The following is a 22,866-nucleotide window of genomic DNA, read 5'->3' as shown; positions in this document are numbered from 1 at the left end:
TTGCGGCGCAGCGAACTTATATGCGCCATTGAGTGTTGCACGATTGTGGATTACCATTTGACTGTCATAATCTAACCAAATGGAGGGCGGTATGGCTGCAACGGACGAAATAATTGTTGCGCACCGCAGCGGGGGAGGCGCGGAGAAATTGGGAACCAAGAGCGTAGCGGAACGTCCGCAACCTGCTGTCCGCAAGATCCATGTTCTGTGGGGCAAAAAATTGGGGCAGTCAGGCAGTACCGGGAAGACCCCGCTGCTGCAACTCAGGGCGCTGGTGGAACGAGTGCGCGAGGCGCCAGGCGTTCAGCTGTACGACGCGGTAGAAGCGGGGGTGCCAACCGACGTGGTCAAGATGATTGCCAGGGCCACGGGCGAACCGGCGTCCGTCATCATGGGACTGGCTGGTGTGTCGCAGACGACGTTTGTGCGCAACGAAGCTGCCAACAAGCCGCTGCCTGACGTTGCCGGGCATCGCATCATGGCCTATTTGCGCCTGCTGGCCACCTTGCGCAGGATGCTCGATGAGAGCGGCGACCCGGAGCAGATGAAAACCTTCGACCTGGAAGGTTGGTTTGCGCGCTGGGTCCATGAAAAGCTGCCTGAACTGGGGGACAAGACCCCGGCCGACATGTTACGCAATCCCGAGGGGCAGCGCGCGGTCGAGCAAGTGCTGGAGCGTATGCGCGGCGGATTGGCGGCATGACGGTCCGTTTGTGGCGCATTGCCTCGGACACCCCCAGCTATACGGCGGACGACATGGCTGGCAAAGGAGCCGCCAGCGGCGGGGCGCGATGGAACAATGCCGGCGAGCATGTGACCTATGCTGCGACGTCGATTTCGCTGGCAGCTTGGGAAACACGCGCCCATTTCGCCAAAGGAACAATGCTGCCATGGAACCGTATCCTGGTGCGCATCGATGTGCCGGACGAGGTGTGGGCAGCGCGCATCGTCACACCCAGTCCTTTGCCCGTCGGCTGGAATGTCGTACCCGAAGGCATGGTTTCTCGTTCCGTTGGCTCGGCCTGGTTGGCGGGCGGTGCCTCGGCACTGCTGGTGGTGCCGTCGGTAATCATCAACGAGGAAGACAATGTGTTGATCAACCCGGCCCATCCCGACGCGGCCTCGATCACGACTGCCCGCGTCCGGCATTTCGTCTACGATCATCGGGGCTAGCGCACACTGTGGCCTGGTGGTATCGGGGAGGACAATCGCCCAACCAGTGTCTCCACCGGCACGCTATCTTCACCGCCCTGCGCTAGCTTTCGCAGGTCTACGCCACTGTCGAGAATGCCATGCCGGATGGGCTTGACATGCGCCAGTTGTCGGCACGCAGTACTTCAGTCTGGTGGAATTTAAAATCCGTAAATTCAAGAACATATTTCTTCGCTCACTCAGGCACTTTCGCGCGCCATCAACGTAAATCCCAAATCGATCTGCCGCACCGCCGGCGCATCCCCCTTGATTACCGACCGCAGCAAGGTGGCAGCTTCGAAGCCGATGCGGTAGCGCGGGGTGCCGATCGTCGTCAGCGACGGATTCATCCAGGCCGACGCCGGCAGGTCGTTGAAGCCGCAGATGGCCAGCTGGGCCGGCACCGCGATCCCGCGCCGCTGGCACTGGTAGATGGCGCCGTGGGCCAGGTCGTCGTTGCAGCAGAAGATGGCGTCGCAGTCGGGGGCCTGCGCCAGCATGCGGCCCACCAGCTCGGCGCCCAGGGCCAGGGTGGACGGATCGGGCACCATCACTTCGAGCCGGGGGTCAAGCAGGCCGGCTTCCTGCATGGCCTTGCGGTAGCCTTCGGCGCGGCGCAGCGTGCGCTCGTCGAGCTGCGCGCCGATGAAGCCGATGCGTTTGTGACCCTTGTCGAGCAGGTACCGGGTCATCGCGTGGCCGGCCTGGAATTGGGAAAAGCCGACGGTGAGCTTGTCCGGGTCGGTGGACATGTCCATCATCGACACCACCGGCACGCGCGAGGTGGTCAGGATTTGCTGCACGCGGTCGCTGTGCGACAGGCCCGACAGCAGCATGCCGTCCGGGTTCGATTGCAGGTAGGTGTTGATCAGTTTTTCTTCTTCGCGGTCCGAGTAGCGCGTGTTGCCGATCAGGATCTGGTAGCCGTCGGTATCGAGCGCATCCTGGATGCCGGCCAGCACCTCCGTAAATACCGCGTTCGAGAGCGACGGCACCAGTACCGCGATCACCTTCGATTGCGACGAAGCCAGCGCGCGCGCAGCGCGATTCGGTACATAGCCCAGTTCCAGCACGGCCTTGTCCACGCGGTCGCGCAGCGCTTGCGACACCATCTCGGGCTGGGTGATGGCGCGCGACGCCGTCATAGTCGCCACGCCGGCATGTTGCGCCACCATGGCCAGGGTAATGCGCCCGCTGGCGCGGCTGCGGACCGCTTGTGATTTCGTCATCGACTATGGCTCATGAACATTGATAGCGATATCATACGGCAGCTATGGTGAAAGTGACAGCGGCCGATCGCAAGCTATGCCTGACAGCAAGGCCGTTTTCCTGTACAATGCCGCTTTGCGCCTATAGGAAATACTATGCGTCTACTCCAAAAAGCACTCACGTTCGATGACGTGCTCCTCGTTCCAGCCTATTCCAACGTCTTGCCTGCAGATACGTCCCTCAAGACGCGCCTGACCCGCAATATCAGTATCAACATCCCGCTGCTGTCCGCCGCGATGGACACCGTGACCGAAGGGCGCCTGGCCATCGCCATGGCGCAAGAGGGCGGTATCGGCATCATCCATAAGAACCTGCGCCCGGCCGACCAGGCCCGCGAGGTCGCCAAGGTCAAGCGTTTTGAGGCTGGCGTGTTGCGCGATCCGATCACGATCCCGCCGGACATGAAAATCCGCGACGTCATCAAGCTGACCGAGTTGCATGGTATTTCCGGTTTCCCTGTCGTGGAAGGCAAGGAAGTCGTCGGCATCATCACCAACCGCGATCTGCGCTTCGAACAGGAACTGGACGCTGAAGTGCGCGCCAAGATGACCCCGCGCGAAAAACTCGTGTACGTCAAGGACGACGAAGACCGCGACGAAGCCAAGCGCCTGATGAACAAGCACCGCCTCGAGCGCGTGCTGGTCGTCAACGACAGCTTCGAGTTGCGCGGCCTGATCACGGTAAAAGATATCCAGAAATCGACCGAGCACCCGAATGCGTCGAAAGACTCGCACGGCAAGCTGCTGGTCGGTGCTGCGGTGGGCGTCGGTGCCAAGGATGAAGAACGGATCGACCTGCTGGTCGCTGCCGGTGTTGACGTGCTGGTGGTCGATACCGCCCACGGTCACTCGCAAGGCATCCTCGACCGCGTCAAGTGGATCAAGACTAAGTACCCGCACGTGGACGTCATCGGCGGCAACATCGCCACGGCAGCGGCCGCCAAGGCGCTGGTGGAATACGGCGCCGATGCGGTCAAGGTCGGCATCGGCCCGGGTTCGATCTGCACCACCCGTATCGTCGCTGGCGTCGGCGTCCCGCAAATTACCGCGATCTCCAACGTGGCCGAAGCGCTGGAAGGCACGGGCGTGCCATGTATCGCCGACGGCGGTATTCGCTTCTCGGGCGACATCTCGAAAGCACTGGCCGCTGGCGCCTCGACCGTCATGATGGGGTCGATGTTTGCCGGTACCGAGGAAGCACCTGGCGAAGTGATCCTGTACCAGGGCCGTTCGTACAAGTCGTATCGCGGCATGGGTTCGCTGGGCGCCATGTCCGACGGCTCGGCCGACCGCTACTTCCAGGACGCCACCATGAAGGCCGACAAGTTCGTGCCTGAAGGTATCGAAGGCCGTGTCGCTTACAAGGGCTCGGTGCTGGCGATTATCTTCCAGCTGGTGGGCGGCGTGCGCCAGTCGATGGGTTATTGCGGCTGCGCCACCATCGAAGAACTGCGCAACAAGGCGGAGTTTGTCGAGATCACCTCGGCCGGCATGCGCGAATCGCATGTGCACGACGTGCAAATCACCAAGGAAGCGCCGAACTACCGTTCGGGCGACTAAGTCCTTGCAAACGCCGGCATGATGCCGGCGTTTTTCTATAGTCTTCATACTGCTCAGTACCTACCCTATGCACTCAAAAATCCTCATTCTCGATTTCGGCTCCCAGGTAACCCAGTTGATCGCGCGCCGCGTGCGCGATTCCGGCGTGTTCTCGGAAGTGTTCCCGTATGACGTCAGCGACGAATTCGTCCGCAACTACGGCGCCGCCGGCGTGATCCTGTCGGGCAGCCACAGCTCCACCCTGGAAGGCGACGCCCCGCAGGCACCTGCCGCCGTGTTCGAACTGGGCGTGCCGGTACTGGGCATCTGCTACGGCATGCAAACCATGGCCGCGCAACTGGGCGGCAAGGTCGAAAACGGCCTGGTGCGTGAATTCGGCTACGCCGAAGTGCGCGCCCGCAGCCACACCAAGCTGCTCGACGGCATCAACGACTTCGTCACCGACGAAGGCCACGGCATGCTCAAGGTCTGGATGAGCCACGGCGACAAAGTGCTGGAAATGCCGCCCGGCTTCGTCCTGATGGGCAACACCCCAAGCTGCCCGATCGCCGCCATGGCCAACGAAGAAAAGCAATTCTACGGCGTGCAATGGCACCCGGAAGTGACGCACACGGTGCAGGGCAAGGCCATGCTGGGCCGCTTCGTGCACGAGATCTGCGGCTGCAAGGCTGACTGGAACATGCCCGACTACATCACCGAAGCGGTCGAAAAAATCCGCGCCCAAGTCGGCAGCGATGAAGTCATTCTCGGCCTGTCCGGCGGCGTCGATTCGTCCGTCGCTGCCGCGCTGATTCACCGCGCCATCGGCGACCAGCTGACCTGCGTCTTCGTCGACCACGGCCTGCTGCGCCTGGACGAAGGCAAGATGGTCATGGACATGTTCGCCAAGAACCTGGGCGTCAAAGTCATCCGCATCGATGCCGAAGACCAGTTCATGGGCCACCTGGCCGGCGTGGCCGACCCCGAGCAGAAGCGCAAGATCATCGGCCGCGAGTTCGTCGAAGTGTTCAATGCCGAATCGGGCAAGCTGGTCAACGCCAAGTGGCTCGCGCAAGGCACGATTTACCCGGACGTGATCGAGTCCGCCGGCAAGGGCAAGAAGGGCCAGACCATCAAGAGCCACCACAACGTGGGCGGGCTGCCGGAACACATGAAGCTGTCGTTGCTCGAACCGCTGCGCGAACTGTTCAAGGACGAAGTGCGCAAGCTGGGCGTGGCCCTCGGCCTGCCGCACGACATGGTCTACCGTCACCCGTTCCCCGGCCCGGGCCTCGGCGTGCGCATCCTCGGCGAAGTGAAGAAAGAGTTTGCCGACCTGCTGCGCCGCGCCGACGCGATCTTCATCGAAGAATTGCGCAACACGCCATACGAGTTCATCGCCGGCCAGGCGGTCGATAGCGATAACCTGCCGAAGAACTGGTACGAAGCGACGTCGCAGGCGTTTGCGGTGTTCCTGCCGGTCAAGTCGGTGGGAGTGATGGGCGATGGCCGCACCTATGAATACGTGGTGGCACTGCGTGCGGTGCAGACGCAGGACTTCATGACGGCGCACTGGGCGCATTTGCCGCATGCGTTGCTGGGCAAGGTGTCGAACCGTATCATCAACGAAGTGCGTGGTATCAATCGCGTGGTGTATGACATCAGCGGCAAGCCGCCGGCGACCATCGAGTGGGAATGATTTGCTAGTCGGCACAGGCCGGCAAGCGCTGGCAAACTGATCCTTTTAAGCCCCTGATTTTCAGGGGCTTTTTTATTTTTGGGCAGCGATGGCTGGCAAACACAGGCATGCGTGAGCAGCGCGGTTTGATGGCATTCATGATGGTATTGGTATTTGGTTCATTTGCTTGAGGGCAGCGTATTCCATCAGTCCTGCTGAGCTCGTGATGGTATGTTTGATGGTATACCTACACCTAAGTCTCTGATTTAACTTGATTTTTCAAATGAGAAAACGTTAATGAGTCCGTGATGGTATTTTTCACGGATTTTGATGATAAAAGTCAGTTTTCCCCGAATTTTTTATCGCTATAAGCGTCTGAATATAAAAGCTATTTTGTCACCCTGATGGTATACATTTTGGAGGCTATATGCTGACAGACGCAAAGCTGAAAAATTTGAAGGGAAGAGAGGTGCCGTACAAGGTAGCGGACCGTGACGGACTATATGTGCTGGTCAGTCCCTCTGGAGGAATCTCGTTCCGCTACAACTATCGTGTCAACGGCAGGCAGGAAACGCTGACGCTTGGGCGGTACGGCGCTGGTGGGATGACCCTGGCGCATGCGCGTGAGGCGCTTGCTGACGCACGTGGCGCGCTAAGGGAAGGAGTGTCGCCCGCCCGCAGCAAGACACAGCGTCAGCTAAGAAAAAAAGCAGCCAATAATTTCAATTATTGGGCGGAGCGCTGGCTGGACAGCTATCGCATGGCCGAATCAACGCGCGCCATGCGCCGCTTTACTTACGAACGGGATCTCCAAAAGACAATCGGGTCCTTGCTGTTGGCCGAAATCACGGAGGAAGCGCTTCGCCGGGTGTGCGAGCGTATTGTCGCGCGTAATGCGCCAGCGGTAGCAGTTCACGTACGCGAGATCGTGTTGCAGGTCTTCAGGTACGCGGATGCGAACGGGGAGCATCACGCGAATCCGGCTGAATCGGTTAGGCCTTCATCGATCGCCACGTTCACGCCGCGTGACCGAGCTCTATCGCCGAAAGAGATCGCGCTGTTCTATCGCCACCTGGAGCGTATCAACAGTGCTGCAACCATCAAGCTGGCCTGCAAGGTGTTGTTGCTGACACTGGTGCGAAAGTCCGAGCTGACCGACGCTACGTGGGACGAGGTTGATTTTGAACAGGCGCTCTGGACCATCCCGGGAACGCGGATGAAGCGGCGCAACCCACACAACGTATATTTATCCCGACAAGCAATGGACATCTTCATCGCGTTCAAAACGTGTGCAGGTGGCTCGCGCTTTATCTTACCAAACAGGTACGACATCGATAGGCCGATGAGCGGTGTCAGCTTGAATGGCGTGCTGTCGGCTGTCGTGGAGAATGCCAAAAGTTCCGGCATCACGCTGGACCATTTTTCTCCACACGACTTGCGGCGTACAGGCTCGACGCTGCTGCATGAGGCCGGTTACAACACCGACTGGATAGAGAAATGTCTGGCGCACGAGCAAAGAAACGTGAGGGCGGTGTACAACAGGGTCGAGTATGCAGAGCAGCGACGCGCGATGCTGCAAGACTGGGCAGATATGATTGATCGCTGGACGAATGGGGATGAAAACCGAGCGTCGCTATGAAGATTGTTCCACTGTGCGCGTCGGAGCGCTTGATTGGCCCTGGCCGGCCTGCCGCATTTCGATCCATGCATCAACTTCCGCCAGATCCCATGCCACCCTGGTTCGCGCTTGGCCGTGAGCAGGAAGTAGACGGTTTTGCCCTGCTTGTCGACGGCGCGGTATAGGTATTTCCAGACGCCCTAGACTTTGATGTACGTCTCATCCATTGATGGTGTCCCCAGAAGTGGTGTATGAGAAGTAATTCTCGAGGGGCTGGGTTCCCGATCAGTTAATCACAGCGGATAGCCGTGCAGGCTGATTGTCGCTCAAGGACTGCAATCCTTCAAGCTGCATGTAACGGCGCTGTAATGACCACTCGTCGTTTTGCTCGAGCATCATGGCGCCTACTAGGCGGATGATGGCGCCATCGTTGGGAAAAATGCCGATGACGTTGGTCCTTCGTTTGACCTCGGCATTGAGCCGCTCAAGCGGATTGGTACTGTGGATCTGCGTCCGATGCGCTTTTGGGAACGTCATAAATGTCAGCACTTCATGTTCAGCATCGTCCATCATGGCAGCGAGCCTGGGGAACTTTGGCCGTAGCTGATCGGCGACGCTGCGCCATTGCACGCTGGCCGCCTCCGCAGTGTCCTGCACGAAGATGGTATTGATCATGGCGAGCACGGCTTGCCGCTGACCTTTACCGGCATGGGCCAGCGCGTTACGGATGAAATGGACCCGGCAGCGCTGCCAGCTCGTTTTGAGCACTTTGCTCGCTGCCGCTTTGAGGCCTTCATGCGCATCGGAGATCACCAGTTTCACCCCACGCAGACCACGGCGGGTCAGACCGCGCAGGAAGTCGGTCCAGAACGGCTCCGCTTCCGAAGGGCCGGTCGCTACTCCGAGAATTTCGCGCACGCCATCGGTATTGACTGCTACAGCGATTATCACGGCCACCGAGACCACACGGCCGGCCTGGCGTGATTTCACATAGGTGGCGTCGATCCAGAGATAAGGCCAATCGCCTTCGATCGGTCGATTCAAGAAGGTCTGCACGCGCTCATCGATCTCCTCGCATAGCCGTGATACCTGACTTTTCGAGACCCCGGTCATGCCCATGGCTTTGACCAGGTCATCGACCGAGCGGGTCGAGATTCCCTGAATATAGGCTTCCTGGATCACTGCCGTGAGAGCCTTCTCGGCCGTCCTGCGCGGCTCGAGAAATCCGGGGAAATAGCTGCCTGTACGGAGCTTTGGAATCTTTAAGTCGACTTTGCCGGCCCGGGTTTCGTAGCCGCGGTCCCGATAACCGTTGCGGCTGTTGATACGTTCGTCGCTGCGCTCGCCGTAAGCTGCCTGGCAAAGCGCCTCGACGTCCATTTCCATGAGTCGCTGCAGAGCGTGCTGCAGCGTCTGGCGGATGAAATCTGCATCTGCCCCCTTTTCGGCAAGCTCAGATAATGCGATAGTGGTGTCGGTCATTGTGGTTCCTCAAAGTGGTTTTGTTAAGGTCTTCGTAAACCCAACATTACCTCAAGAATCACAATGACCACCTTCTCGCGGCCTTCCTAAACGCCATCTCTGGCGAAGTCTTCATACACCACGTCGTGGGGCACCATCCATCCATTCGCCAGCTGCCACCGACTGGGCGCTCAGCGGGTATGCTACGTACCAGCGAATGCAGACTAGGATCACATCGATCGGAAAGCGCGTCCCTTTGAAGTTGAGCATGGCGATTCATCCAAGGTTCGGGCGCCGTAGCTTACCTGATCGGCCATCGACGGTATGATAATGCGACAGAACCTCGCTGGAAAGGCTGCAAATGCCGTTGGTAACAATTGAACTTCGAGGGAAATTATGTTGAATCAAAGTGATTTAGAGTATCCGGCAATACTGATTGGCCGAAACTATTTCTCAATATTCTTGGAATCAAGTCGGATAATTAAGTCTTCCGTTTCTGTGCTAGAAAACGGAATCTATAATGATGCTATTTTTATAGATTCAAGCGGTACTCAATTTAAGACTATTTCTGTGAGAAAGGTCGGATATGTTCCTCCATTTCTTGGCTTTCGATTGTTGAGAAAAAGACAGATTTTTGTTAGCTTTCAATTCTCAAAAATCGATGTAATTTCTTTTGAGGAAGTTATTAACTTGGTGAAAACGGCTGCTAAAAAATCACACTGGGGCGCGCACCCTGATTTTCTTCGCGAAACAGCCAGTTCCTCAAAATCTATAAAAGAGTTTTTTTTAAAATTGAATAAATAACATTTGTCGATGTTTTCTTGGGGGCGCTTGCTTGCTTATCTTAAATTTAAGTGACTGGGCACCCCCATTTTTTGAATTAATAAATTAGTTCGTCCGAGACCTATGGGAACCTCGAATTACCACTGATCTCGGCCATGCACTGAGCATGTAGCTGTCCGAATAGCGGCGGCGCCGCCAAATCATGTTGAACTGGTGATGTTTTGCGGGCCGGATCTGCCGTTTTCGACAGTCCAGACGGACCTCTGGCGTCAGAACGCCACGACCCCGGCCTCCTTCAGATAGACAAAGCGGCGCAAATTGTAAGTTGCCGCTTTCCAGTTCAGATGCAGCGTTGCACGCGCCAAACCGATCGAGCTTAGCGTCTTGCCGCCCAATTGCGCCAGTACCTGGGGAACGATACCGTAACCGATGCGGCCGCCCGGCTCGGAGTAGGCCGGGTCACTCTCCAGCGTGTCGTAACGGGCGCCTCTGGTGTATCTCCTGACATGGGCCTATCGCCTGGGCGCTGCTGTTGGTACTAGCCCGGAGCTTTGGGCTGGTATGCAGCTCCAATACGATCTTCACCAAGCTGGCAAGGTCAAGAGACCCGCCATTGAACGTATTGCAGCGTAGGACGGAAAATGACCACGATAGCATTGGGCGAATGAAGTAAGGACCAAATTGAACTGATTACACGGTTCCGCAACGGGGGACTCGCTCGATCGAGCTAGGATCGTGCTGGCCACACACCGTCCAGCGGCCAAACCGACCGACAGAGAGTTGTTGGAGTTAAGAACTTTCGCGGCCTATCTGGAATGCAACGAATACGGGCGTGCCCGCCAAGAGTTATGTCGATGCTCTTGAGTCATAGGGAAGGCCAGGGAGGAGCGAAAACAGATGTAAGAAAGAATTCAAGATCGTTGTAGCCATGTGAATGCTTTAGCGCCACGCAGACGGCGATGTTGGCGCCCCAGACTCTGTCTGGAATCCATCAAGAATCGATGAACGGTGGCCGGCCGGCGTTGCCGCTACGGTATCAGCAGCGCATGCTGGCTGGCCGTGTGCAGGTCGCGCCACACGCGGTTGATGGTGCTGTCTTCGCGGGCTGCATACAGTCCGCAATAAGGGTAGAGCTCGTCCACCGCCCTGCGCGCTGTGGCCACCAAGGCCAGCGATGCGGTCTGCACCGCGCGCATCGAGGAATCATCGAGCGCGGCGCCGCCGGCCACCTGCGCCCAGCTGTCGTCCAGCACTTCATAAAATCGTGCGCGGGTATCGTCAAATGCCTGCTGCTGTTGGCGCAGCAGCGCTATCACGTCCGGCACATCGAGCAGCGGCAGTCCGGAGCCGCCGTGTCGCCGGTGACCCAGGCACGCGCGCGCGAGCCGGATGAAGTGCCCCGCCATGCCCGCAATATTGGCCGCCAGCGTCACGTAGGCCAGTGAATAAAACGGGTAGCGGTAGAGCGGGCCGTCGGACGTCGCGGCTGCGGGGCTGATCCTGAATCCATAGGTTTCCGGCACCCACTGGTCATCGATGCGATACCCGTGCGATGCGCTGGCCCGCAGGCCGATGGTGCGCCACGACTGCACTGTCCTGACCTGCGAGGCGGGGACCAGGAATGCGCGGACCTGCGGTGCGCCATCGGCGTCCAGCAGCGGTTTGCCGTCAGCCCGCAGCACCGCGTTGACCGTGAAATGGGTGGCCATGGGGGCACCGCTGGCGTAGTCCCAGCTGCCGGTGATGCGGAAACCGGCGCCCTCCCGGTCAGCGTGGCCGGTAGCGGCGCCGCTGCCGCCGATGCACACGCGCGGCGTGGCGAGCACCTCGCGCGCTACCTCGGGTGCCAGGAAGCCGGCAAACCAGCCCGCGCCGGCGCACAGCGTCAGTACCCATCCCGTGCTGCCATCGGCAGCCGCCACTGCCTCTTCCAGGCGCACCACCTGCGGCAATGGCAGTTCGCTGCCGCCGCACGCGCGCGGCGCCAACATCGTCAGCCAGCCCCGCTCGTGCAACAAGGCCTGCTGGGCCGGGTGCAGGAAGCCTGCCGCTTCGGCGCTGGCGGCGTGTTCGGCGATGCTTTGCGTGGCGTGTTCGCCCTGCACGGACGCGGTGGTGTCATCATTCATCTTGTGCGGGAAGTTGGAACGGGGCCTGCATTTTCGCACACGTCACGGCGTGGAATGCTGAAATGTGAGGGGGCAGGTGTTCGATGTTCAAGCACACCGCCCGCTTGCGACGTTGCCGCACATTCTGGTACCTCTGGTAACGGGGTGTACGGCCCCCGAAGCCGCCCCCAGCGCAAAATCGCTGAACGTCACGGCATCGTAGAAGTTGCTGGTATCCTTAAGGATTACGACATCCCCCGACTTGCCATTGTGATATTGCTCGATCCTACCACCATCGTTCTGACGTCGACCCTGATGGCGGCGGCAATGTCCATCGTATTGTATTCCGCCTACCGCAGCTTCCCTGCCGAAGTGCGCGGGTTGGGCCATCAGTCGCTCGGCATGTTGTCACTGACCGCGAGCGGCTTGCTGTTCTGCGCAGCGCCATTGATGCCGGAAGCGGTATTGCTGTTTGTGGCCAACAGCACCATGCTCGGCGCCGCCGGGCTGATGCTGATCGGCACCCAGTTATTCTACGGCCGCAAGCCGAGCTGGTGGTGGCTGGCGCTGGCGTGGGTGGCCGGCATGGTCTGTCTGGTCGGCTGGTATGTGATCACCCAGGACTACGCATTGCGGGTGGCGGTGTTTTCATCGTTGACGCTGTCGTTCTACGTGGCGCAACTGGTGCTGCTGGTACGCCATGGCGAACGCCATTTTTCGAGCTGGTTCTTCGGCGCGCTGTTGCTGGTGCAGTCGTTGGTGCTGCTGTTGCGCTTGTTCGCGGCGCTCAGTGGCGCGGTCGGTACCAGCAATGCCAGCAACGGCGCGGTACAGGGCATTTTCCTGTTGACCGCCAATTTCATGACGCTGATGATGGCGGTCGGCTTCATGGCCGTCGCCACGCGGCGCCTGCAGGTGGTCATGGAGCAAAGCTCCAACTCGGACCCACTGACCGGGGTGTTGAACCGGCGCGGTTTCGCCGCCGCTTACCGGCGCGAGGTCGCGTTGATGAAACGTCATGGCCAGCCGATGACCCTGCTCAGCATCGACCTCGACTACTTCAAGGCCATCAACGACCAGCACGGCCACGCAGTCGGCGACCAGGTGCTGGTGCATGCGGCGCGCACCACGGTCTCGGCCTTGCGCGAGATCGATCACGTGGCGCGCTTTGGCGGAGAGGAATTCATCGTGCTGCTATCGGGCACCACGGCCGAGCGCGCGAAAGCGATGGCGCATCGCATCCAGGCGTCGCTGTTCGCCGCGCGCGGCGGCAACGTGCCGGATTACACGGTCAGCATTGGCGTCGCCAGCCAGCTGGCGCCGGACGAGAGCCTGGAAGCGCTGCTGGCGCGTGCAGACGCCGCGCTCTACCGCGCCAAGGCGGCTGGCCGCGACCGCAGTGAGGTGGCGTGAACACGCAGGCCCGGCGCCCCAGAAAATGGGGGAAATGACCACCTGGCGATACGGCGCAAAAAAACAGCGGCACGTTGACGTGCCGCCGCTATTGCTACGCATTCAACAGGCCCGGTGCGCAGGGGCCTGGCGCCGGACTACATCTTCCAGCGCAAACCAACCGACACCGAACGTCCGATCTGGAGCGTACCGAAGTTGGTGGTCTGGGCGTTACCCGCATTACCGAAGTGATAGTACTGCTGCTGCATTTCGTTGGTCAGGTTGACGCCGCTGATATCGACCGACATGTTGTCGTTGATTTTGTAGGACACCTGCATATCCACGCTCTTTTCCGGATGACGCCAGATACCGATCGGATTCGCGAACAGGGCGGCTTCGTTGGCGGCCAGGAAGCCGGAGCGCCATACATAGGACAGGCGCGCGCTGACCGGGCCTTTTTCGTAAGCCATGGTGGCGTTGTAGGACCGGTTGGACACGCCGAAGAACGGCGTCTCGAGCTGGGCGACGATCTCGCCGGCGTCGTTAGCATCCGGCACGTTCTGCGACGAGCTCAGTCGCGTGAAGCTGCCCTGGAATCCCAGGCCATCGAGCAGGCTCGGCAATCCTTTCGGGAAGTAGATCAAGCCCAGCTCGACGCCCTTGATCGTGCCGTCCGAGGCGTTGACCGGCGAGTTGATCACGTAGTCGTAACCATTCGTGTGGTCGCCACCCGAGGTCGAGTTACGGAACGGGTCGTTCGCCGGATCGACGTGCACCTTGCGGCGCAAGCCCACGACCAGGCCGTCGATCTTGCGCTTGAACACTGTGCCATACAATGCGCTGTCCTTCTGGAAATACCACTCGGCTGTCAGGTCGAGGTTCTTGGAGCGTGTCGGTTTCAGGTCCGGGTTGCCACCGCTGCCCGAGCCATAGCCCACCTTCGAGACGTCGTCGCCGAGCTGCAGGACCGGGTTGAGATCACCGAAGTTCGGGCGGCGCAAGGTTTCGCCGTAGTTCGCGCGCATCACGACGTCCTTGGCCGGATCGTACATCAGGGTCAGGCTGGGCAGGAACTTGCTGGTCGACTTGCTGGCGCTGGACGGGGTCACCGACTTGGTGGTGGCATCGACCTTGTAGAACGTCATGTCGGTCTTGACCTTGACGTAACGCACGCCGAAATTACCGCGCAGGCGATTGCCGAACAGTTCGGTTTGGGTATTTCCCATCAAGAACAGGTTGCTGGTCTTTTCTTCGACCTCGAACGTCTTTTGCAGGCTGAGTTTGTCGGTGGTCAGGAAGTTCGGATCGGTCGCGTTGAACATCTTGCGCCAGTCATCGATATGGTCGCGGATGTAGTACGCATTGGGCTCCACCCAGGAGCGGGGCACGTTCGAGATGTCCGTGCCGAAGTTCGAGTTGGTCGAGGAGTACTCGGGTCCCAGCGAAGCCAGGTTGCGGTTCAAGGTGCCCGACTGGGTGCGGTTGGCCTCCGACGCCTTGCGGTCGTCGAAGCGGGCGCCAAAGTGGATCGTCTCCAGCGCGCCCCAGTCGGCGTCGAAGACACCGGACAGATTGGCGGTCGCGGCGCTGCCCTTGTTGCGGTTGGCATTATCGTAGAATTGTGCGACGTTCCACTTGGACGCGTTGGTCAGGTCGGCATTGTCGTTGAAGCCGAATGCCGTGTTGCCGCCGCCGGCATTGAAGTCGACGTTGATGGAGGGCGCCACGCGATCGATGCGGGTGGCGGTAAATTCCGTATGATAGGTGCTGGACTGATAGGCCACATCACCTTCGAGCCGCAGGCGGTCGCCAACATTCCACTTGCCGTTCAGGGCATAAATACGGGAGTCGGTGGCCGACGTGGTGTAGTCGCCGCTGTTGAAGCCATAGACATTATTGACAGTGCGGCTCTTGATGATGTTCGTTCCGGGGAACGTGGTAATGGTCGAGGCAGGATTGCTGCCCAGATCGCCCCACCAGTCGACAAAACTGAACAGCAAGCGGTTGAAGGACTTGTCACGGTAACCGTTGTACATCGATTCGAAGGTGTACACCGAATCGCTGTTCGGCTTCCACTGCAAGGCGATATTGGCGGCAGGGCGCTCACGTTCGCCTTCAACGTCGCTTTGGAACACGGCGTCGCGCGCCAGGTAATAGGGATACGCCTTGCCGTTGAAATCGAGCGTAGAACCCGCTGCGGACGGCAAGCCGGCATGGGTGCCGGGCGTCCAGATATTGGTGTCGGTAATGCGCTGCAAGGGCGTATAGCCGGGAGGGACCTCGGCGGCATTGGGGCTGGTAAACGGCACCATGGCGCCCGGCGTCACACTTTCGTTGCGGTACTTGGTCCGGCTGGCCGACAGGTTGACCAAAGCGCCGACTTCACCGATGCCGGTTTCCCAGCGGTTGCTCAACATGGCGCTGAGCTGCGGGTTCGCCTTTTTGGCGGGGTCGAGATAGGTCTCACGCGCCAGGACCGACACTTTGGCCTCCTTGAAATCGAAAGGCCGCAGCGACTTGACGTCCACCTGGCCGGCGATGCCGGTGTCGAGCTGGCTGGCGTCGCGGGTCTTGTAGACGTCGATCTGGCGCACCAGGGTGGAGGGAATGTCTTGCAGCGCGACCTGGGTACCGGACGCCGTGAAAATACTGCGGCCGTTCCAGGTGGTCTGGACATCGGGCAGGCCGCGAATCGACAAGGTGCCGACTTCGCCGCCGGCGCGATTGGTGACCTGAATGCCCGTCACTCGCTGTAGCGCTTCTACAACATTGTTATCTGGCAGCTTGCCGATATCTTCGGCAACGACCGATTCGACGACCTGATCACTGTTGCGTTTGATCGACAAACTCTTGATCAGCGATGCCTTGACCCCGGTGACCACCACCGTGTTTTCAGGCGTCTCGGTCGTCTCGGTGACTGTTTGTGCCCATACCGAAGCGCTGCTCAGCACGCCTGCGCCCAGCAGGGTAGCGACCGACAGCTTCAAGTAGAGTGGGCGTGCGATGACAGCCCCGATGCGTCCGCATTGGTTGTCCATGATGTCTCCTTTATGTAATTTTTTTAATGCAGTTTTTGCACTGCGTAAATCATCTTATGGAGACCGCAACTTGCGATCCAATCGTTTATTTTTGCCATCTGATATTGGTTTCAGTATCGCAGCTGCGCAACGCCGCGGGCGCCAGGCGGGAGCGCGGATAAATAGATCGACACGAAGTTGGCGCTGGCGCGGTGTGCAGCATCGGCAATTTCTTGGCGCACCGTTGCATGGCAAGCTGGTCTCTGTAACCTTGCGTACAGAGACATTGCAGTTCTTGCTTCAAACTTAAAGTTCCAGACAGCCAGTCTTAACCTGCACTACGGAAGATCATCATGAAACCAGCAAAACTGTTTATCGCCTTATCGATTGCCGCCTCGCTCTCCGCTGTTGCGCACGCCCAAACCAGCGTCACCGCCAAGAACAGCGTCAGCGCCAAAACCGGCTCGGCAACCACCATCAGCAAGGACGACTCGGCACGGCTGATCGGTATCGCGCAGGCCAATATGGCAGAAATCGAGACGGGCAAAATGGCGCTGAAAAAAAGCAGTAACGCGGACGTGAAGGCCTTTGCCCAGCTGATGATCGACGATCATACCAAGGGCCTGGAAGAGACCAAAAAAGTCGCTGCCGCCAAGCAGGTGACCTTGCCGACCGAGCCTGATATCGCGCATCAAAAGCTGGCGGCCGAACTCGATGCGCTGTCCGGTGCCAGGTTTGACGAAGCCTATGCCAAGCGGGCCGGCGTGGCGGGCCATGCCAACGTTCACGCATCGCTGAAAAAAGATATTTCGGCCGTCGAAGACCCTGATGTCAAGGCGCTGGCCACCAAGCTCGAACCCACCGTGGCGCATCACCTCGCAATGGCCAAGAAGCTGGCCTCTGCGGTCAAATAATCCGGCCTGTATCACCGGTGCGCAATATGGTCGCCCTACGGCATGCGCACCGGCCAGCCCTGCTGGCGTACAGTGAACTCTGATATGATCCGTTGCACAACAAACAAGCCGACATCCACCTCCGGCTTTACACAGGATCACACATGCAGAGATTATTCGCTTACGCCTTCGCTGCCGTCATCGGCATCGCCGGTATCCATGCAGGCGCCAGCGCCGCCGCCGACCCGCACCTGACGCCCGACACCAGCGCCGCCCTCGAGCGCATTTCAGAGCATTCCCTGCGCGGCCACCTGTCGTTCATTGCCTCCGACCTGCTGGAGGGGCGCGGCACGCCGTCGCGCGGCCAGGACCTGGCGGCCGAATACATCGCCGCCCAGTTCCGCCGCGCGGGACTCGAAGCGGTTGGCGACGACGGTTATTTCCAGACCGCGAACTGGGCCTTCGCTGAAACGAACCTGAAGGATTTTTCGTTCAGGATCGATTCCGGTAAAGAGCAACTCGATATCCCTGCCAGCGAGCTCAGTTTCAGCCTCGCGCAGGCCCTGGCGCTGGCGCCGTCCGCTATCGTCAACATCGACGCCAGCGACGCCGCTGCGCTCAACGCACACAGCACCGCCACGCTGGCCGGCAAAGTCGTCGTCATCAATCTGCCGGACTTTGAAGCCATGCCGCCCGAGCAGGCCAGGACTGCCTACGGGGGCTGGCAGTTCTTTAACGCGCAACTGGCGAAGCTGCGGCCGGCGCTGGTGCTGCTGGTCGACCGCGCGCACCCGAAAGGCAATGCCGGCGGCAAAGGCCGCCTGATCGATCCCGAGAACAGCGGCGAGACCGTGTCCCCCATCCCGCGCATCACGCTTCATTCGGTACAGGCGATACGGGCGCTCGATGCGTCGCGCACGGGCGGCCGCGCGCGCGTCAGCGTCAACGTGGCGGCGCCGGTCGAACGTGCGGTCAAACTGCGCAACGTGATCGGCGTGCTGCGCGGCTCGGATCCGGAACTGAAAAATACCTATGTGATGGTAACGGCGCATTACGACCACCTCGGCATCAAGGACGGCGTGATACACAACGGCGCCAATGACGACGGCAGCGGCACCGTGTCGGTCATGGAAATTGCCAGCGCACTGTCTGGCATGAAGCAGCGGCCCGCGCGCAGCATCGTTTTCATGACGGTGTTCGGCGAAGAGCTTGGCCTGTTCGGTTCGCGCTACTATGGCCGCCATCCGATCCTGCCGATCAGGCAGACGGTGGCCAACGTCAACCTGGAGCAAGTGGGGCGCACCGACAGCTCGGAGGGCCCGCAACTGAACAACGCGTCGATGACGGGCTTCGATTTCTCCGATGTCGGCACGGTATTCCGGAAGGCCGGCAAGCTCACCGGCATCGACGTGTACAAGAATGAAGCCAACAGCGACTTGTATTTCGGGCTGAGCGACAACCAGGCTCTGGCCGACCAGGGCGTGCCCGCGCATACGCTGTGCGTGGCCTTTCAATACCCCGACTACCACGCGCCCGGCGACCATTGGCAAAAGGTCGACTATGCCAACATGGCCAAGGTCAACCGGATGGTGGCGCTGGGCGTGCTGATGATTGCAAATGACCCCGTCGCGCCTAAATGGAATACGGCCAATCCGTTGACCAGGCCGTATGTCGAGGCGTGGAAGCGGCAGTCGAGCCAGTAATACGAGCCGTCGCAGCAAGAGTTAAAACTGGTTTTGGAACTGCCCCTTTCTGCCGCCATGATCGCAACTGTTAAGAACTAGAACCATGCCAAGCCCGCCAATCGCGGGCTTAATTTATTTTAAATATCTGCTGCTCGCAGCGCTTTGCGATAACTGTCCCGTGGGCTACAGCTTTCCAGTACTATTTCCTGAAATCATGGGCCACCATTTGTTCATACCAATCATTTTACTGAGGTGAAGTTGTGGCAATCTTCGACATCGAAAAAGATCAACTGACGGGATTGTCGGATGAGCTGTTGGAAGAATTTATAGCCCGGCTTGCTGAGGCAGAAGTGGCGGCGAAGGGGCATAGTCCTGCCAGGGTAAGTTGGTCAGGTTCGATCAGTGCTCCCGATGGTGGAATTGATATTCGCGTTCATGTTCTTGAAGATGAATTCAGCACCGGTTTTCTTGAAAGGCCAGATACGATCTTACAGTCTAAGAAGTATTCAATGCCGAAGGGTGAGGTGATGAAGGAAATGGTGGCAGCTGGAGCGTTGTCACCAACGATCAGTGAGCAGGCTGCGAACGGTGGGAGTTATATTATCGTCAGTTTGGCTGATGATTGCTCTCCCCTCATGAAAAATGAACGCTTGTCAGCGATGTGCCGTGCAATGGAGGACGACCCCAATAAAGCCAATATCCACTTGGACTTTTACGACCGCTCCAAGCTGGTGCAGTGGGTACGGCAGCACCCTTCGGTTATGCTGTGGTTGAAGCAAAAGCTGGGCCAGGGATACTCGGGGTGGCAGGCATACGGAGCCTGGAGTAATCCGCCTCGAGGTGCTGACGATACGCTGATATTGGACTCAGGCGTATTAGTCACTTTGCCGTCGCAAAAGCATCAAAAACTTAGTTTGGAAAACGCTATTGAGCCGATGAGAGAGCTCATCCGGGCTACTGGAAAAGCTGTTCGAATCACCGGGTTATCAGGTGTAGGAAAAACCAGGATTGTTCAGGCACTGTTTGACGAAACACTCGGTCAGAATGCGCTGGACCGAACATTGGCGGTCTATGTTGATACCGGTGCAGATCCCACGCTTTCGGCTACTGCGATGCTGGACAGGCTTATCGCAGAGCGGCGGCGCGCCGTTCTCATACTGGATAACTGCCCGTCGGAATTGCACTCTTCACTCGCTCGCAGGGTATCTGCCGAAGATGGTAATGTAAGGCTTATCACGGTTGAGTATGACATCAGGGATGATAAACCACAGACCACAGAAGTAGTTCATATTGAAGCCGTCGGGCCAGAGATTGCCGAGCGACTTTTGCTACGCCGCTTCCCGGGCATCGGTCAGAGCAACGCACGTCGCATTGCGGAGTTTGCCGATGGCAACGCGAGAGTATCTTTGGCTATTGCGGAGAGGGTAGAGGTAGGCGAGAGCTTGGGACAGCTTTCGGATGCCCAGTTGTTCAGCCGCTTGTTCGAACAGCGCAATCAGGCAGACAACGATTTGCGGGAGCAGGCTGAAATACTGTCCTTGGTATATTCGTTCTCGATTTCTACCCCGGAAGTTGGCGATCATGAGCTGGAATTACTTGGTTCGATCGCTGGGCATTCCCATGCGCAGCTGTTTAAATCGGTCAATAAGCTGGCTGAACGCCATATTGTACAAATGCGCGGGCGTTGGAGAGCTATTCTGCCTCATGCTATTGCTAACAAGCTCGCAGCATCGGCACTCAGTAATATTCGGGTCGATCAACTGAGAGCGGTCTTTGAAGGTGCCGGTCGTCAACGCCTACTGATGTCGTTTGCGCATAGGTTGGGTCTTTTGCATGATCACCCTGTCGCAAGAGAGATCGTTGAGGTGTGGCTTCATCCGGACGGACTATTGGGGCGGCTATCTGACTTGGACGAGATGTCGTTGCGAATTCTCGACTATATCGCTCCGGTCGCACCTGAAGCACTGCTTGACAGGATCGAAGCAGAACTCACTTCACCTGAATTTAACGGTACGCATCCACGTTACACTTCTCAGCGCTCGACCATTTTCAATTTATTGCGATCACTAGCATACGAACCGATTGCTTTTGACCGCTGCGTCAGGCTCCTGATTCGCGCTACGGATGATGAAGAAGAGAACAATAATTCCAACTAGGTTCGAGCCAAGGTCACCAAGTTTTTCCAACCCTATTTATCCGGCACGCATGCCTCTTTGGCGCAGCGAATTGCGGTCATGAATGAGTGCTTCTCTTCTGACGATGTAGGACGGAAATCGCTAGGTTTTAAGATGCTCTCATCCGCTTTGTCGGGACCGTCGTGGACCGGAATTGAGATAAGCGAGTTTGGCGCTCGCCCCAGAAACTATGGATCTCAACCAAACCATAATGAATTGGTTGTGTGGCGTAGCGCCTTCATCGACGTTGCCGTGAAATTGGCGTCCTCGGGCGACTCTGAACTTGAGGGACCCGCAAGGATGACTTTGGCAAACGCGTTCAGAGGGATTTGGCATCACGAACCGATGAAGGAGAAACTTGTCGATGCTTTTCGCGAGCTAAACGCGTACTACCCGTTTGGTGAGGGTTGGAAAGCCGTTCGATCAACAATTTATTTCGACTATATCAAGCGTCAGGATGAAGAAAATTTCCAGCCTCTACCGGAAGCGCTTGCCATGCTTGCGAATGAGTTGGAACCCCGCGACCTGGTTCCGACGATAATGACTTATGTGCTGAGCAGTGGTGACTACTGGGCGCTGGACGCCGACTTCCACAAGGATCACGATAATTATGGAGACGCTGAAAAACGACTCCAAGCCAGGGCGCTCCAATTGGGAGAGAACTTTGCTGCATCAGGCCATGAGCTTGATGACTTGGGATCCAAGCTGTTTTCCAGGGATTGGATGCCGTATCGTGCAGCGTTTGGAAGAGGGCTGGCGAGAGGGGCGCATGATGTGCATGCTGGATGGCGGAAACTTGTTGCACACATGGTCCAGCAGACGGGGGACAAGTCGAACTTTATAGTCTTCGGCGGTTTCATCGAGGAGACGAACGCGGTCGATATCGTGTTGGCGCAGGAGTTGCTCGATCAGTGTGCGCAGCAGCCAGAACTTCGAAATGTGCTGGTCCTCTTGCACCCACAGGGCATTTTTACAGAGGCGGACCTGAGTCGCTGTGAGACCCTTCTGGATGATCCTGCCACTTACTTGGGAACGTTTGGGCCTATCCTATGGAGGGACGACTATGCACATCTCCCAGTGCACCGTTTGCTTGCTCTAGCTCAGCGGCTACTGACTAAGCCGAACGGTGATGACGTAGTTCTGGACGCACTGGATATGCGGCTACATAACAAAGATGACGCAGTCGATACTCTCGGCGCCGAACTGCGACTGGTGGGTCTGAGAGCAGCGATCCAACGGCTCCGGAAGAACGATACTTATCGTGGTGGACGGGGAGACCACGCGATGGATACCGTCGTCGGTGCAGCATTGCGCTTCGCTGGCAACGAAGCCGAAAAGCTCGAGTGGCTCGACACGATCTTCGATGTAATTGATGAGAGCTACGGCTACGTTCACGCTTTTGAAAAAGTCATCCAGACGACCGTCGCGTTGTTGCCAAAAGTGTTTCTTGATCGCGTTTTTGAGGGTACGGAAAAACAACGAAATCGACGATTGATGTTTATGAGCCATGGTGGCATGGATAGCCCACCTCTTGCGGAAGTCGATATTCAAGTTTTGATTGATTGGTGTGGTGCCAGGAGCAACAGCAGCGTTTGGCCGTTTGTCGCTGCGGCGATCCGTGTCTGGTCCAGTGAGGAGGATCTGGCGGAAGTGACACTATCCGAATCAGCAGTCAGGCTGCTGGAGGCGTCTACAAATCCAGAAGCTGTTCTGGATGCATATGCCGAGCGCGTATCGCCTTCAAGTTGGGCTGGTAGCATGGCTAGCGCCATGCAGCCTAGAGCTGCTGCAATCGCCGTGCTGGTTACACATAAGAACGCGGCAATCTCTGCTGCAGCAAAGTCGATATCTGAAAAAATTGCGAACAGGATCGAGCGCGAAAGGTTGCGTGAACAGGAGGAGGATGAGCGGCGCGAGCAACGGTTCGAGTAATAGCGAACGTATTAGGGCTGATTCTAATCCAATCATCGCCCACATCAGATTGCTCGATATATGCCCAGCTTCAAACCTACTCCTTCGAGGACTGCCAGCAGCGTTTTCATGGTGGGATTGCCCTGAC

At 58.3% G+C, this 22,866-nt stretch carries 15 protein-coding genes and 2 pseudogenes; 11 read left to right on the top strand and 6 right to left on the bottom strand.

Annotated elements, in window-relative coordinates; genetic code table 11:
• The first annotated feature begins 91 nt into the window (after positions 1-91).
• Positions 92-703, top strand: a complete 612-nt coding sequence (locus SR858_RS14090; RefSeq protein ID WP_322533635.1) for an antitoxin Xre/MbcA/ParS toxin-binding domain-containing protein — start codon at positions 92-94, stop codon at positions 701-703.
• Positions 700-1,173, top strand: a complete 474-nt coding sequence (locus tag SR858_RS14085) for an RES family NAD+ phosphorylase (protein ID WP_019919637.1) — start codon at positions 700-702, stop codon at positions 1,171-1,173. The genes SR858_RS14090 and SR858_RS14085 overlap by 4 nt, the downstream gene beginning before the upstream one ends.
• A 218-nt stretch (positions 1,174-1,391) precedes the next feature.
• Here the strand turns inward: SR858_RS14085 and gntR are convergent, their stop codons facing one another.
• The gene (gene gntR, locus SR858_RS14080; protein WP_019919636.1) at positions 1,392-2,420 is read right to left on the bottom strand and encodes an HTH-type transcriptional regulator GntR; all 1,029 of its coding nucleotides are present in this window, start codon (positions 2,418-2,420) and stop codon (positions 1,392-1,394) included.
• 135 nt (positions 2,421-2,555) lie between these two features.
• Here gntR and guaB point away from each other — a divergent pair, with 135 nt between their 5' ends.
• The 3 genes from guaB to SR858_RS14065 all read left to right on the top strand — a co-directional run bounded on the left by guaB (position 2,556) and on the right by SR858_RS14065 (position 7,315).
• On the top strand, positions 2,556-4,019 hold the full coding sequence (guaB, locus tag SR858_RS14075) for an IMP dehydrogenase (RefSeq protein WP_019919635.1): 1,464 nt from the start codon (positions 2,556-2,558) through the stop codon (positions 4,017-4,019).
• Between the two features lie 67 nt (positions 4,020-4,086).
• The gene (gene guaA, locus SR858_RS14070) at positions 4,087-5,697 is read left to right on the top strand and encodes a glutamine-hydrolyzing GMP synthase (protein WP_019919634.1); all 1,611 of its coding nucleotides are present in this window, start codon (positions 4,087-4,089) and stop codon (positions 5,695-5,697) included.
• A 406-nt stretch (positions 5,698-6,103) separates the two neighbouring features.
• Positions 6,104-7,315, top strand: coding sequence for a tyrosine-type recombinase/integrase (locus SR858_RS14065; RefSeq protein ID WP_019919633.1), 1,212 nt, complete (start codon positions 6,104-6,106; stop codon positions 7,313-7,315).
• Positions 7,316-7,416: 101 nt separating this feature from the next.
• Here SR858_RS14065 and SR858_RS14060 read toward each other — a convergent pair.
• The 3 genes and pseudogenes from SR858_RS14060 to SR858_RS27825 form a co-directional block, all read right to left on the bottom strand.
• A pseudogene (locus SR858_RS14060) lies at positions 7,417-7,521 on the bottom strand (DDE-type integrase/transposase/recombinase); the annotation flags it as partial.
• A gap of 58 nt (positions 7,522-7,579) precedes the next feature.
• A complete protein-coding gene (locus SR858_RS14055) occupies positions 7,580-8,776 on the bottom strand; it encodes an IS256 family transposase (protein ID WP_154820175.1) in 1,197 nt (398 codons plus the stop codon).
• A gap of 168 nt (positions 8,777-8,944) precedes the next feature.
• Positions 8,945-9,025 (bottom strand): annotated as a pseudogene (locus tag SR858_RS27825) (IS6 family transposase); the annotation flags it as partial.
• 126 nt (positions 9,026-9,151) lie between these two features.
• Here SR858_RS27825 and SR858_RS14050 point away from each other — a divergent pair.
• Positions 9,152-9,559 carry a hypothetical protein gene (locus SR858_RS14050; protein ID WP_154820108.1) on the top strand — a complete coding sequence of 136 codons (408 nt, stop codon included), beginning with the start codon at positions 9,152-9,154 and terminating at the stop codon, positions 9,557-9,559.
• Between the two features lie 1,007 nt (positions 9,560-10,566).
• Here the strand turns inward: SR858_RS14050 and SR858_RS14040 are convergent.
• Complete coding sequence (locus tag SR858_RS14040; protein ID WP_019924245.1) at positions 10,567-11,667, bottom strand: acyl-CoA dehydrogenase family protein; 1,101 nt, start codon at positions 11,665-11,667, stop codon at positions 10,567-10,569.
• A gap of 306 nt (positions 11,668-11,973) precedes the next feature.
• On the opposite strand from SR858_RS14040, the gene SR858_RS14035 reads away from it, so the two are divergent.
• A complete protein-coding gene (locus SR858_RS14035) occupies positions 11,974-13,059 on the top strand; it encodes a GGDEF domain-containing protein (protein WP_019924246.1) in 1,086 nt (361 codons plus the stop codon).
• Positions 13,060-13,196: 137 nt separating this feature from the next.
• Here the strand turns inward: SR858_RS14035 and SR858_RS14030 are convergent, their stop codons facing one another.
• The gene (locus tag SR858_RS14030; RefSeq protein ID WP_019924247.1) at positions 13,197-16,076 is read right to left on the bottom strand and encodes a TonB-dependent receptor; all 2,880 of its coding nucleotides are present in this window, start codon (positions 16,074-16,076) and stop codon (positions 13,197-13,199) included.
• 332 nt (positions 16,077-16,408) lie between these two features.
• Between SR858_RS14030 and SR858_RS14025 the strand changes: the two genes are divergently transcribed.
• From SR858_RS14025 to SR858_RS14010, 4 genes are all read left to right on the top strand, one after another.
• Positions 16,409-16,969: a DUF4142 domain-containing protein gene (locus SR858_RS14025; protein WP_019924249.1), complete on the top strand. Its 561-nt coding sequence runs from the start codon at positions 16,409-16,411 to the stop codon at positions 16,967-16,969.
• Positions 16,970-17,112: 143 nt separating this feature from the next.
• Positions 17,113-18,651 (top strand): M28 family metallopeptidase, encoded by a 1,539-nt coding sequence (locus SR858_RS14020; protein ID WP_019924250.1) that lies wholly within the window; start codon positions 17,113-17,115, stop codon positions 18,649-18,651.
• Between the two features lie 242 nt (positions 18,652-18,893).
• Positions 18,894-20,789, top strand: a complete 1,896-nt coding sequence (locus SR858_RS14015) for a hypothetical protein (RefSeq protein ID WP_322533634.1) — start codon at positions 18,894-18,896, stop codon at positions 20,787-20,789.
• A 318-nt stretch (positions 20,790-21,107) separates the two neighbouring features.
• The gene (locus SR858_RS14010) at positions 21,108-22,739 is read left to right on the top strand and encodes a hypothetical protein (RefSeq protein ID WP_322533633.1); all 1,632 of its coding nucleotides are present in this window, start codon (positions 21,108-21,110) and stop codon (positions 22,737-22,739) included.
• Positions 22,740-22,866 lie beyond the last annotated feature (127 nt).

This window comes from Duganella zoogloeoides, assembly GCF_034479515.1.
Classification (GTDB): domain Bacteria; phylum Pseudomonadota; class Gammaproteobacteria; order Burkholderiales; family Burkholderiaceae_D; genus Rugamonas; species Rugamonas zoogloeoides.
This window is presented reverse-complemented; position numbering and strand designations above follow the sequence as displayed.

Excerpts from the sequence above, each read along its gene's own strand:
- SR858_RS14090 (WP_322533635.1), top strand. The coding sequence starts at position 92 with ATGGCTGCAACGGACGAAATAATTGTTGCGCACCGCAGCGGGGGAGGC.
- SR858_RS14085 (WP_019919637.1), top strand. The coding sequence starts at position 700 with ATGACGGTCCGTTTGTGGCGCATTGCCTCGGACACCCCCAGCTATACG.
- gntR (WP_019919636.1), bottom strand. The coding sequence starts at position 2,420 with ATGACGAAATCACAAGCGGTCCGCAGCCGCGCCAGCGGGCGCATTACC.
- guaB (WP_019919635.1), top strand. The coding sequence starts at position 2,556 with ATGCGTCTACTCCAAAAAGCACTCACGTTCGATGACGTGCTCCTCGTT.
- guaA (WP_019919634.1), top strand. The coding sequence starts at position 4,087 with ATGCACTCAAAAATCCTCATTCTCGATTTCGGCTCCCAGGTAACCCAG.
- SR858_RS14065 (WP_019919633.1), top strand. The coding sequence starts at position 6,104 with ATGCTGACAGACGCAAAGCTGAAAAATTTGAAGGGAAGAGAGGTGCCG.
- SR858_RS14055 (WP_154820175.1), bottom strand. The coding sequence starts at position 8,776 with ATGACCGACACCACTATCGCATTATCTGAGCTTGCCGAAAAGGGGGCA.
- SR858_RS14050 (WP_154820108.1), top strand. The coding sequence starts at position 9,152 with ATGTTGAATCAAAGTGATTTAGAGTATCCGGCAATACTGATTGGCCGA.
- SR858_RS14040 (WP_019924245.1), bottom strand. The coding sequence starts at position 11,667 with ATGAATGATGACACCACCGCGTCCGTGCAGGGCGAACACGCCACGCAA.
- SR858_RS14035 (WP_019924246.1), top strand. The coding sequence starts at position 11,974 with ATGTCCATCGTATTGTATTCCGCCTACCGCAGCTTCCCTGCCGAAGTG.
- SR858_RS14030 (WP_019924247.1), bottom strand. The coding sequence starts at position 16,076 with ATGGACAACCAATGCGGACGCATCGGGGCTGTCATCGCACGCCCACTC.
- SR858_RS14025 (WP_019924249.1), top strand. The coding sequence starts at position 16,409 with ATGAAACCAGCAAAACTGTTTATCGCCTTATCGATTGCCGCCTCGCTC.
- SR858_RS14020 (WP_019924250.1), top strand. The coding sequence starts at position 17,113 with ATGCAGAGATTATTCGCTTACGCCTTCGCTGCCGTCATCGGCATCGCC.
- SR858_RS14010 (WP_322533633.1), top strand. The coding sequence starts at position 21,108 with ATGACTTTGGCAAACGCGTTCAGAGGGATTTGGCATCACGAACCGATG.